The sequence below is a fragment of the Pseudomonas sp. B21-021 genome (assembly GCF_024749205.1).
In the GTDB taxonomy this organism is placed as follows: domain Bacteria; phylum Pseudomonadota; class Gammaproteobacteria; order Pseudomonadales; family Pseudomonadaceae; genus Aquipseudomonas; species Aquipseudomonas paraglycinae.
In genome coordinates, this window is record NZ_CP087192.1 from 5,508,841 (window position 1) to 5,520,560 (window position 11,720).

10 protein-coding genes and 4 tRNA genes are annotated in these 11,720 nt (G+C 60.3%); 6 read left to right on the forward strand and 8 right to left on the reverse strand.

Annotation, left to right across the window (positions count from 1 at the left end; translation table 11 throughout):
- Positions 1-128: 128 nt before the first annotated feature.
- The 5 genes from LOY31_RS24745 to LOY31_RS24765 all read left to right on the forward strand — a co-directional run bounded on the left by LOY31_RS24745 (position 129) and on the right by LOY31_RS24765 (position 3,485).
- Positions 129-755 carry a DUF1780 domain-containing protein gene (locus LOY31_RS24745; protein ID WP_007959580.1) on the forward strand — a complete coding sequence of 209 codons (627 nt, stop codon included), beginning with the start codon at positions 129-131 and terminating at the stop codon, positions 753-755.
- Positions 752-1,279, forward strand: a complete 528-nt coding sequence (locus tag LOY31_RS24750) for an MOSC domain-containing protein (RefSeq protein WP_258712319.1) — start codon at positions 752-754, stop codon at positions 1,277-1,279. The genes LOY31_RS24745 and LOY31_RS24750 overlap by 4 nt, the downstream gene beginning before the upstream one ends.
- A gap of 51 nt (positions 1,280-1,330) precedes the next feature.
- Positions 1,331-1,504 carry a DUF3094 domain-containing protein gene (locus LOY31_RS24755; protein WP_007909875.1) on the forward strand — a complete coding sequence of 58 codons (174 nt, stop codon included), beginning with the start codon at positions 1,331-1,333 and terminating at the stop codon, positions 1,502-1,504.
- A gap of 63 nt (positions 1,505-1,567) precedes the next feature.
- A complete protein-coding gene (locus tag LOY31_RS24760) occupies positions 1,568-2,866 on the forward strand; it encodes an NAD(P)/FAD-dependent oxidoreductase (RefSeq protein ID WP_064599500.1) in 1,299 nt (432 codons plus the stop codon).
- Between the two features lie 211 nt (positions 2,867-3,077).
- Positions 3,078-3,485, forward strand: a complete 408-nt coding sequence (locus LOY31_RS24765; protein WP_258712320.1) for an EF-hand domain-containing protein — start codon at positions 3,078-3,080, stop codon at positions 3,483-3,485.
- Between the two features lie 72 nt (positions 3,486-3,557).
- On the opposite strand, the gene LOY31_RS24770 is transcribed toward LOY31_RS24765, so the two are convergent.
- The 8 genes from LOY31_RS24770 to rluD all read right to left on the reverse strand — a co-directional run bounded on the left by LOY31_RS24770 (position 3,558) and on the right by rluD (position 10,434).
- Positions 3,558-5,183 (reverse strand): methyl-accepting chemotaxis protein, encoded by a 1,626-nt coding sequence (locus LOY31_RS24770; RefSeq protein ID WP_258712321.1) that lies wholly within the window; start codon positions 5,181-5,183, stop codon positions 3,558-3,560.
- 160 nt (positions 5,184-5,343) lie between these two features.
- A tRNA-Pro gene (locus LOY31_RS24775) sits at positions 5,344-5,420 on the reverse strand.
- A gap of 97 nt (positions 5,421-5,517) precedes the next feature.
- Positions 5,518-5,593: transfer RNA gene (locus tag LOY31_RS24780), tRNA-Lys, on the reverse strand.
- Between the two features lie 5 nt (positions 5,594-5,598).
- Positions 5,599-5,675: transfer RNA gene (locus LOY31_RS24785), tRNA-Pro, on the reverse strand.
- 9 nt (positions 5,676-5,684) lie between these two features.
- A tRNA-Asn gene (locus LOY31_RS24790) sits at positions 5,685-5,760 on the reverse strand.
- A 298-nt stretch (positions 5,761-6,058) separates the two neighbouring features.
- Positions 6,059-8,623, reverse strand: a complete 2,565-nt coding sequence (clpB, locus tag LOY31_RS24795) for an ATP-dependent chaperone ClpB (RefSeq protein WP_258712322.1) — start codon at positions 8,621-8,623, stop codon at positions 6,059-6,061.
- A 129-nt stretch (positions 8,624-8,752) separates the two neighbouring features.
- Positions 8,753-9,475, reverse strand: coding sequence for a peptidoglycan editing factor PgeF (gene pgeF / locus LOY31_RS24800; RefSeq protein WP_258712323.1), 723 nt, complete (start codon positions 9,473-9,475; stop codon positions 8,753-8,755).
- A complete protein-coding gene (rluD, locus tag LOY31_RS24805; RefSeq protein ID WP_007959567.1) occupies positions 9,472-10,434 on the reverse strand; it encodes a 23S rRNA pseudouridine(1911/1915/1917) synthase RluD in 963 nt (320 codons plus the stop codon). The genes pgeF and rluD overlap by 4 nt, the downstream gene beginning before the upstream one ends.
- A 152-nt stretch (positions 10,435-10,586) precedes the next feature.
- Here rluD and LOY31_RS24810 point away from each other — a divergent pair, with 152 nt between their 5' ends.
- Positions 10,587-11,603 carry an outer membrane protein assembly factor BamD gene (locus LOY31_RS24810; RefSeq protein WP_007959566.1) on the forward strand — a complete coding sequence of 339 codons (1,017 nt, stop codon included), beginning with the start codon at positions 10,587-10,589 and terminating at the stop codon, positions 11,601-11,603.
- Positions 11,604-11,720 lie beyond the last annotated feature (117 nt).

The window sequence follows — 11,720 nt, forward strand, 5'->3', positions numbered from 1 at the left end:
CATCACCTTCATTCGCACCGCAGACTTCCTTGATTGGCGCTCCTGCGGCGAAGTCTACACCTGCACGGCGGGACATCTGCCGATGCAAAGCTTTCTGCTTGTCGCAATTGAACGCTAAGCTTGGGCCTATGGATGATTCAGATTATTTACGCCTGCTGACCATCGCGGCCGAGCAAGCCAACGCCTTCCTGTCCAATGCCCGCAAATGGGAGCGTGAGCGTTGGGTCTGCCAGCGCCTGCTGCAAGGCTTGAATATTCCTTATCGCGCCGACGAATTCGCGCCCGCCGGTGAGCCGCCGGACGTGTTGTTTCGCGACGCCAATTTCGAGGTGTTTTTCGTCCTCGACGAGGGCCGTCGGCTCAACGACGAATGGCGCGATGAGCTGCAACGGCGGCGCAGTGCGTTTTCCCTCAGCCAACTGGTGCGGCGTGAAGCCAAGCCACGGCGGATTCCGGCCAATGAATTTCTGCTGAGACTGGCGCCGACCTTGCGCAAGAAAGCGCACAACTACAAGGAACGCGGCATGGATCTCGGCGAGCTGGACATCATTGCCTTCGCCAGCCTCAAACGCGAAGTGCTCGACCTGAACAGCCATTTTCCGCCGCCCACCGAATACCTGCGTCAGGGCTGGCGCTCGCTGTCGCTGGTCGGGCCGACCTTTGCCCGAGTGCTTTTCGCCCATCCCGATGCCCCGGATTTCCTGCGCGGCAACCTGGGGCGCAGCATTGTGTTCGATGTCGGGATCAGCCTGTGACACCACTTCAACAATTGATTGCCGATGTCCCGCAGATCGGATCCGTGCGCTGGATTGGCGTGCGCCCCGAGTCACGGGGGCCGATGCTCGCACTCGATGCGGTGGAGGCGCGGCTTGAAGCCGGGCTCACCGGCGATCACGCTCGGCCCGGGGTACGCAATGCGCGGCAGGTGACGCTGATTCAGTGGGAACACCTGGCCGTGATCAGTGCCCTGATGGGCCGGTCCGCCGAACAACCGGTCACGCCTGAAGATCTGCGGCGCAATCTCGTTATAAGCGGGATCAACCTGTTCAGCCTCAAGGGGCGGCGCTTTCGCATTGGTCAGGCGATTTTCGAAACTACAGGCTGGTGCCAGCCGTGTGCGCGTCTGCAAAACAACCTTGGCCCCGGAACGTTCCAGGCCGTGCGCGGGCATGGCGGAATCACCGCGCGAGTGTTACAAAGCGGGATCATTCGCCTCGGGGACAGTGTGTCTGTCGAACCGGTCCCGGACAGTGGCTATGCTGCGTTCAATCCCGGTTGAAAACCGCTGTAGCGTGTTCTCATTCAGTAACGTCTACCTGACGAGGCCTTTATGACCAGCCGCCTGAACCCCGAAGACCAGAAGCATGTCGAAGAGTACCTGCAGTTGTCCCAACACCGTGTCGAGCGCCGGCCATTCCGGCCGTGGATGCTCCTGGTGCTGGTGCTGGCAGTGACCATTGGTCTGGGCCTGTTGAGCCGATTTATCAGTTACCTGACGCTATGAGCTGCATCGCGCTCGCTCGGGTAGCCGTACCGATTTCCTTTCAAAACCTTGCGAGCTATCCCTATGTCCCATCGTATTGTCATTGTCGGCGGCGGCGCCGGCGGTCTGGAGTTGGCTACCCGTCTGGGTAAGACTCTGGGCAAACGCGGCACCGCCAGCATCATGCTGGTCGACGCGAACCTCACGCACATCTGGAAACCGCTGCTGCACGAAGTGGCCGCCGGATCGCTGAACTCTTCCGAAGACGAACTCAACTATGTCGCCCAGGCCAAATGGAACCACTTCGAGTTCCAGCTGGGGCGCATGAGCGGGCTCGATCGTGAGCAGAAGAAGATCCAGCTGGCTGCCACCTACGACGAAAACGGCGTCGAGCTGGTCCCGGCGCGGGAAGTGCCCTACGACTCGCTGGTGATCGCGGTCGGCAGCACCACCAACGATTTCGGCACCCAGGGCGCCGCGCAGCACTGCCTGTTCCTCGACACCCGCAAACAGGCCGAGCGCTTCCACCAACAACTGCTCAATCACTATCTGCGTGCTCACGCCGGGCAAACCGATGTGGTCCAGCAAATCAGCGTGGCTATCGTTGGCGCCGGCGCCACGGGTGTGGAACTGGCGGCCGAGCTGCACAACGCCGCCCATGAACTGGCGGCTTACGGTCTGGACCGGATCAAACCGGAAAACATGCACATCACCCTGATCGAAGCCGGGCCACGGGTGCTGCCAGCCCTGCCGGAGCGGATCAGCGGGCCGGTGCACAAGACCCTGGAGAAGCTTGGTGTCAACGTAATGACCAACGCCTCGGTCAGCCAGGTCACCGCCGACAGCCTGATCACCGCCGATGGCAACGAGATCAAGGCCAGTCTGAAAGTCTGGGCCGCCGGGATCCGCGCACCGGGTTTCCTCAAGGACATCGACGGCCTGGAAACCAACCGCATCAATCAGCTGCAAGTGCTGCCGACGCTGCAGACCACCCGCGACGAAAACATCTTCGCCTTCGGTGACTGCGCCGCGTGCCCACAACCGGGCTCCGATCGCAACGTTCCACCACGGGCCCAGGCTGCGCACCAGCAGGCGTCGCTGCTGGCCAAATCGCTGAAATTGCGGATCGAAGGCAAGACCCTGCCGGAGTACAAATACACCGACTACGGCTCTTTGATTTCGCTGTCGCGTTTTTCGGCGGTGGGTAACCTGATGGGCAACCTGACCGGCAGCGTGATGCTTGAGGGCTGGCTGGCGCGGATGTTTTACGTGTCGCTGTACCGCATGCACCAGATGGCGCTGTACGGGCCGTTCCGCACGGCGATGCTGATGCTGGGCAGCAAGATCGGACGCGGCACCGAGCCTCGCCTGAAGCTGCACTGATGTAAAAAACACCGTGGGGGCTGGCTGGCCCCCACGGTGTTTTGTTTTCTACTGTATCTGCCCCTCCTTTCCCCACCTTCGCTTACAAACGCCCCGCTCCTCGACACAGACGCGATACACCGCCACCGCTTAATGGCCACACCCGAGCACACCTGCTCCGGCTTGATCGCCCTTAACGTGTGGTTGCGCTGTGCAACCGAAGGAGAATGCAATGTCCCGTACTTCGAAAATCAGCAAAAACTCCCTTAGCCTGGTCGGTGCCGTACTGGCCGGCGGCCTGATGCTGTCCGGCTCGGTGTTCGCCGCGCAACCGCTGGCCCAAGGTTATATGGTCGCTTCGGCCGAGACCTCGGTGAAAACCCCGGAAGGCAAATGCGGTGAAGGCAAATGCGGCGATGCGTCGATGGCCAAGACCGACACCGATGGCGACGGCAAGGTCTCCCGCGCCGAATTTCTGAAAGTTGCGCCGAAGTCCGACTTCGACAAGATCGACACCAACCACGACGGCTTCATCGACGAGCAAGAGGCGTATAACAACGTCAAAGCCAACTTCGAAGCCAATGGCAAGAAAATGCCGAAAGGTCTGTTCGAACACCTGAAAGACCAGGACGGTGCCTGATTTTTCAGACGCCCGACAAAACAAAGCCGCGCTTTCTCTGACGACAAGCGCGGCTTTTTCACGCCTGCATGATTACAGCTGGAAGCGCCGCACCATGCCTTGCAGGGCGTTGGCCAGTTGCGACAGTTCATGACTCGACGCGTTGGTTTGATCGGCACCCGCCGCCGAGCGCACTGACAGATCGCGAATGTTCACCAGATTGCGATCCACTTCCCGCGCCACCTGCGCTTGTTCTTCGGCGGCGCTGGCGATCACCAGATTGCGCTCGTGGATTTCGTGTACCGAGGCCGTGATCGTCTGCAACGCTTCACCGGCCCGCTCGGCCAGCACCAGCGTGGTGGCCGCCCGCGAGGCACTGGCCTGCATCGACTCCAGCGCCAGGCTCGAACCGTTGCGCATGCCCTGCACCATCTGCTCGATTTCCTGGGTCGATTGCTGCGTGCGATAAGCCAGCGCCCGGACTTCATCGGCAACTACCGCAAATCCGCGTCCACTCTCCCCGGCCCGGGCCGCTTCGATGGCAGCGTTGAGCGCCAGCAGGTTGGTCTGTTCGGCGATCGCCCGGATCACGTCCAGCACTTTGCCGATGTCCTGCGACTGATTGGCCAGTGATTGCACCAGCTCGCCGGTGTGTTCGACTTCGCTGGCCAGAGCGTTGATGGCGCCGGCGGTTTCGCTGACCCGCTCCTGGCCCAACTGCGCGGATTCGCTGGACTGGCGGGTGGCGTCGGACGTCGACACCGCATTGCGGGCGACTTCCTCGACCGCCGTGGTCATCTCGTTAACGGCGGTGGCAGCCTGTTCGATTTCGTTGTTCTGCTGTTGCAGCCCTTGCGTGCTGTCGTGGGTGACCGCGCTCAGTTCGTCGGAAGCGGTCGCCAGTTGCGTGGCCGAGCCGCTGATGCCCTGCAGGGTTTCGCGCAGGTTCTGCTGCATGGTTGCCAATGCCTTGAGCAACCGGCTGACTTCATCGTTGCCGTGAGTTTCGATCGGGCGGGTCAGATCGCCTCTGGCGACGTGCTCGGCCGCATCGACGGCGGCGCTCAGGGGGCGAACGATGCTGCGGGTCAGCAACATGGCCAAAGCCACAGTGGCCAGCGCCGCCAGCGCGATGAACAGGGTCACGATGGTACGCGAGGTTTCGTAGTGGGCGGCAGAGTTCTGGCTTTCGGCGGCGACCTGGCGGGCGAACAGGTCGGCCAGGTCATTGAGTTGTTTGCCGGAGCCGTCGACCACGGTTTTCATGTCGACCAGCAGCAGTTTGGTCAGCTCATCGCGCTTGCCTTGTTCGGCGAGGGTGAACGACTGGGCGATGCCGGTGCGGTAGGCAGCAAAAGTTTTCTTGAACTGATCGTACAACTGCTGCCCTTCCGGGGTGGTCACCAGTCGATCATAGGCGGCGATTTTTTCGCTCAGCTCCTTGTCGCGGGTGTCCATCTGGCTGCGGTACGTGGCGATGTTGGCCGGATCCTGATCCAGCGCCATGCGCAGGGAGATGGTGCGGATGCGCAGCATGATCTCGCGAATTTCGTCGCCGCCACGAATACTCGGCAGCCACTGGGTCTCCACCGCCACTTCACTGTCGCGGATGCTCGACATCTGCCCCAGCGCAAACACTCCGAGCAACGCCACGAGTACCGCGATCAGGGCAAAACCCAGGGCGGCACGGGGAGCAATATTCAACTGACGAAGCAACATGACGAACGCCCTTTTTCTTGTATTGGCAGAATTCAGGGGCGTTTGATGCGGCAGGCCCCTTTCGTTAGCGGGCTATCGGCAAGTTGTATGACGACTTGAATGAAACATTTCCGGAGGGCAAAAAAAATCCCCGTATCTTTCGATACGAGGATTTTTAATATGGTCGGGGTAAGGGGATTCGAACTCCTGACATCCTGCTCCCAAAGCAGGCGCGCTACCGGACTGCGCTATACCCCGGTAAAAAAAAGGCGATCTTTCAAAGATCGCCTTCTTCGATCAGCGCTTTTGGCCTCTGATCTTAAGATTCGATCCCAGTATTACCTGGTTTCAAAAATGGTGGGTCGTGTGGGATTCGAACCTACGACCAATTGGTTAAAAGCCAACTGCTCTACCAACTGAGCTAACGACCCAAAAATGGTCGGGGTAAGGGGATTCGAACTCCTGACATCCTGCTCCCAAAGCAGGCGCGCTACCGGACTGCGCTATACCCCGGTTTGAAATTGGCTCCGTGACCAGGACTCGAACCTGGGACCCAATGATTAACAGTCATTTGCTCTACCGACTGAGCTATCACGGAACTACATATTTCAATTTACAACGGTGAAACTTGCAGCTTCTCGACATCGTTTTCGCATCGCTGCGTTCGTGTGTCTGAGGCGCGCTATTCTACAACCTAGAACACCTCTGTCAACCCCCTAAATTGCTTTCAAGTTAATGATTTGCAACTTATTTCAGATTTCTGCCCAGTGAGCTGAAACCGTCTTGGTGACTGACTGCGGGGCGAACTTTACAAGCCTTTTCCTTTGAGTTCAACAGCCTGGCGAAAAAAAAGGCCTCGCAGTGCGAGGCCTTGATTACTTCACCACCGTCGAGCGTCAGTTGAACGTGATCTCGTCGTTCTCCACGACGCCGGTCGCGGTCTCTCCTGGCAGGAAACGTCCCGACAGGATCAACTGCGCCAACGGGTTCTCGATCCAGCGCTGGATCGCCCGCTTCAGTGGCCGTGCGCCATAGACCGGGTCGTAGCCGACGGCAATCAGCTTGTCCATCGCTTCCGGGCTCAGCTCCAGCTTCAGCTCGCGCTCGGCCAGACGGCTGCGCAGACGGCCCAGCTGGATCTCGGTAATGCCCGCGATCTGATCCCGCGCCAATGGCTCGAAGATCACCACTTCGTCGACCCGGTTGATGAACTCCGGACGGAAGTGGGTGGAAATCGCATCCATCACCGCTGCCCGTTGCGCTTCACGATCGCCTACCAGTTCCTGGATCTGCATCGAACCGAGGTTGGAGGTCATGACGATCACGGTATTGCGGAAGTCCACCGTACGGCCGTGGCTGTCGGTCAAGCGTCCATCCTCCAGCACTTGCAGCAGGATGTTGAACACGTCCGGGTGCGCCTTCTCGACTTCGTCCAGCAGGATCACCGAGTAAGGCTTGCGCCGTACCGCTTCGGTCAGGTAACCACCCTCTTCGTAGCCGACGTAGCCCGGTGGCGCACCGATCAGCCGTGCCACGGAATGTTTCTCCATGAACTCGGACATGTCGATCCGCACCATCGCCTCTTCAGTGTCGAAGAGGAATTCGGCCAGCGCCTTGCACAGCTCGGTTTTACCGACACCGGTCGGGCCGAGGAACATGAACGAGCCGCTCGGGCGATTCGGATCGGACAACCCGGCACGGGAACGCCGCACCGCGTTGGCTACTGCCACCACCGCTTCGTCCTGGCCGATCACGCGTTGATGCAACAGGCTTTCCATCTTCATCAGCTTGTCGCGCTCGCCTTCGAGCATTTTCGACACCGGAATACCGGTCCACTTCGAAACGACTTCGGCGATTTCCTCTTCGGTCACCTTGCTGCGCAGCAACTGGTTTTCGCTTTTGCCGTGCTGGTCGACCATTTGCAGGCTGCGCTCAAGATCCGGGATCACCCCGTACTGCAACTCGGCCATGCGGTTCAGATCGCCTTTACGGCGCGCGGCTTCCAGTTCCTGACGGGACTGTTCGATCTTCTGCTGAATCTGTGCAGAGCCCTGCACCTCGGCTTTTTCCGAGTTCCAGATTTCTTCCAGATCCGAGTACTCACGCTCGTGGCGGACGATTTCTTCCTGGAGTTTTTCCAGGCGCTTGATCGCCGCTTCGTCGCTTTCTTTCTTCAGCGCCTGAGATTCCACCTTCAGTTGAATCAGGCGCCGCTCCAGACGATCCAGCACTTCCGGCTTGGAGTCGATCTCCATGCGGATGCGGCTGGCCGCCTCGTCGATCAGGTCGATCGCCTTGTCCGGCAGCTGCCGGTCAGTGATGTAGCGATGGCTGAGCTTGGCCGCCGCGATGATCGCGCCGTCGGTGATCGCCACCTTGTGGTGAACCTCGTAACGCTCTTTGAGGCCACGCAGGATCGCGATGGTGTCTTCTTCGCTCGGCTCGTCCACCAGCACTTTCTGGAAGCGCCGCTCGAGGGCCGCGTCCTTCTCTATATATTGGCGGTACTCGTTGAGCGTGGTCGCGCCGACGCAATGCAACTCACCACGAGCCAGGGCCGGTTTGAGCATGTTGCCGGCGTCCATCGAGCCTTCGCCCTTGCCGGCGCCGACCATGGTGTGCAGTTCGTCGATGAACAGAATGATCTGCCCTTCCTGCTTCGACAGCTCGTTGAGCAGCGCTTTCAGGCGCTCTTCGAACTCGCCGCGATACTTGGCACCGGCAATCAGCGCACCCATATCGAGGGACAGCAGACGCTTGCCGCGCAGGCCATCCGGCACTTCGCCGTTGATGATGCGCTGGGCCAGACCTTCGGCAATCGCGGTTTTACCCACGCCAGGCTCACCGATCAGCACCGGGTTGTTCTTGGTGCGGCGTTGCAGAACCTGAATGGTGCGACGGATTTCGTCGTCACGGCCGATCACCGGGTCAAGCTTGCCTTCTTCGGCGCGCTTGGTCAGGTCGACGGTGTACTTATCCAGTGCCTGACGCGACTCTTCGTGGTTGGCGTCGTTAACGGCTTCGCCACCGCGCAGGTTGTTGATCGCATTCTCCAGCGCTTTTTTGCTCACGCCCTGGCCGAGCAGCAACTTGCCGAGCTTGCTGTTATCGTCCATCGCGGCGAGCAGCACCAGCTCGCTGGAAATGAACTGGTCGCCCTTCTGCTGGGCCAGACGGTCGGCCTGGTTGAGCAGACGCGCCAGATCCTGCGACATATTCACGTCGCCGGTCGGGTTCTGGATTTTCGGTAATTGATCGAGCTCTTTGGTCAGCTCTTTACGAAAGCTGTTGACGTCGAAGCCCACCTGCATCAACAGGGGTTTGATCGAACCACCCTGTTGTTCAAGCATGGCTTGCATCAAATGCGCCGGTTCGATGGCTGGATGATCGTGGCCGACAGCCAAAGATTGGGCATCGGACAACGCCAACTGCAATTTGCTGGTTAAACGGTCTATACGCATGGGTCACCTTCCTTTTGAGCAGGCCGGACCTAAAAACCATCCTGAATAAAGAAACCTGCCAGATACCGCTATAGATGCGGTCGATTCTGGAAGATTCAAGCGTCAGGGAGTTGATGCAGATCAGAGAGTTTAGCGGGTAAGCCAGACTAAGGAGGCAAAGCGACCGGTACGTGACGCACGGCGATAAGAAAAGAAGCGCGGATCGGTCACGGTACAGAAACCGCCACCATAAACAGCGGTGACACCACGAACCGCCAGACGCAGCCGCGCCAGCTTATAGATGTCGGCCATGAACTTGCCGGCGTTGTGGCTCGGGACAAAGGCTGTCTCGGCTTCGGGCAATTGATTGATGAAGACTTCCCGGACTTCCGGGCCGACTTCGAAGGCTTGCGGGCCGATGGCCGGACCGAGCCAGACCAGAACGTCTTCGGCGGGCACGTCCAGACTGTCGAGGGTGGCTTCCAGCACGCCGGCCGCCAGCCCACGCCAACCGGCATGAGCCGCTGCCACGCGAGTACCGGCACGGTCGCAGAACAGCGCCGGCAGGCAATCGGCAGTCATCGCCGCACAAGCGATGCCGGGCGTTGCCGTCCAGCTGGCATCCGCCGTGGCCACCACGGACGGATCAGCATGCGCCACGGCAATCCCGTGCACTTGCTGCAACCAGGCAGGTTTAATAGAAAAGTGTTCGGTCAGGCGCCGACGGTTTTCGGCAACGGCCTCGGGACGGTCATCGACATGATCACCCAGGTTGAGGCTGTCGAACGGCGCCTCGCTGACGCCGCCCTCGCGGGTGGTGACACAGGCCTTGACGCTGGCCGGCGCGGGCCAGTCCGGCGTCAGCCAGTTCATCCGATGAATGCCTCGCGATCCTGCTTGAGCAGAGTCAGCAGCCACACCAGATCTTCCGGCAGCGGCGATTCCCAGCTCATGCGCTCACCGGTGGTCGGGTGATCCAGCTCAAGGAACCGCGCATGCAGGGCCTGACGCGGGAAGTGCTTGAGGGATTCGACCATGGTCTGGCTCGCGGCCGGCGGAATGCGGAAACGACCGCCGTATGCCGGGTCGCCGACCAACGGGAAGTTGATATGCGACATGTGCACGCGAATCTGGTGGGTACGACCGGTTTCCAGCTTCACCCGCACGTGGGTGTGGGAGCGGAAGCGCTCCAGCACGCGGTAGTGGCTGACGGCAGGCTTGCCGCCTTCCATCACCGCCATGCGCTGACGCTGCTGGCCGTGGCGGCCGATCGGGGCATTGATCTTGCCACCGGCGGTTACCACGCCGATCACGATGCACTCGTAGATCCGGCTGACGCTGCGGCTTTGCAACTGGGCGACCAGCTTGGTCTGCGCCTGAATGGTCTTGGCCACCACCATCAGACCGGTGGTGTCCTTGTCCAGACGATGCACGATACCGGCGCGCGGGACATTGATGATGTCCGGCACGTGGTGCAGCAAGGCGTTGAGCAAGGTGCCATCAGCGTGACCGGCAGCCGGGTGCACCACCAGGCCCGCAGGCTTGTTGATCACCAGAATGTCGTCGTCTTCATAGACGATGTCGAGTTCGATGTCCTGAGCGACCCATTCACCCTGGGCCTCCTGCTCGGCAGTGAGCTCAAGGATGGCACCGCCATGAACGATGTCGCGCGGGCGGATGACCGCCCCGTCCACAGTCAGGCGACCTTCTTTGATCCAGGCGGAAAGGCGCGAGCGCGAGTGCTCGGCGAAGAGTTGGGCGGCGACTTGATCGAGGCGTTGGCCGCCCAATTCGGACGGCACCTCTGCGCGAAGTTCAATTTTATCGGACATGCTCGGACTGGGCGTCGGCTACAGCCTTTGGTTTCGGCTGCGCGCTTGTGGTTAAATACGGCGTCTTTTGCCCCGGGGCTTTTCAACGGGGCGCTCATCATAACAGGACGGCCCCGCCCAAGACAGCGGCCGTCATAGGGACGCAAGCCGCCATGCAAGTGAAACACCTGCTGCTGATCGCCATCCTCGCATTGACCGCTGCTTGCTCATCGAAGGAAGTCGTAGACGAAAACCTGAGTGAAGCCGAGCTGTACCAGCAGGCTCAACAGGACCTGGACAACAACAGCTACACCAGCGCCACAGCCAAGCTGAAGGCTCTGGAGTCGCGTTATCCGTTCGGTCGCTACGCCGATCAGGCGCAGCTGGAACTGATCTACGCCAACTACAAGAACGCCGAGCCGGAAGCTGCAAAATCCGCCGCCGAGCGTTTCATTCGTCTGCATCCGCAGCACCCGAACGTGGATTACGCCTACTACCTGAAGGGCCTGACTTCGTTCGACCAGGACGTCGGCCTGCTGGCGCGCTTCCTGCCGCTGGACATGACCAAGCGTGACCCGGGCGCCGCCCGCGACTCCTACAACGAGTTCGCCCAGCTGACCAGCCGCTACCCGAACAGCCGCTACGCGCCGGACGCCAAGCAGCGCATGATCTACCTGCGCAACCTGCTGGCCGCCTACGAAATCCACGTGGCCGACTACTACCTGACCCGTCAGGCCTATGTCGCCGCTGCCAACCGTGGTCGTTATGTAGTGGAAAACTTCCAGGAAACCCCGTCGGTCGGTGACGGCCTGGCGGTGATGACCGAAGCCTACCAGCGTCTGCATCTGGACGAACTGGCGGCCACCAGCCTGGAAACCCTGAAGCTCAACTACCCGAACCACCCGAGTCTGCAGGACGGCCAGTTCGTGCCTCGTGTTGCCGAAGCCGACAACCGTTCGTTCCTGAGCAAGGCCACTCTGGGCCTGATCGAATCCCGTCCGCCGCTGCCGCCGGGAGAGACCCGCGCCAACCAGGACGTGCAGAAGCAGTTCCAGGACGCGAAAGACGCGATCCCGAACGAGCTCAAGCCAAAAGACGAAAACGGCGACGTGATCGAAGAGCCGGAACCGGAGTCGAGCGACAGCGACCGTTCCATCTTCAGCTACATGACCTTCGGTCTGTTCGACTGATCACTTCGGTGATGCCAAAAAGGGAGATCTTCGGATCTCCCTTTTTATTGCGGCATGTGATTGGGCTGTGCGCTTGTCAGGTCCTTGGCTAAACTGCCGAATCATTAGCCGAAAAGC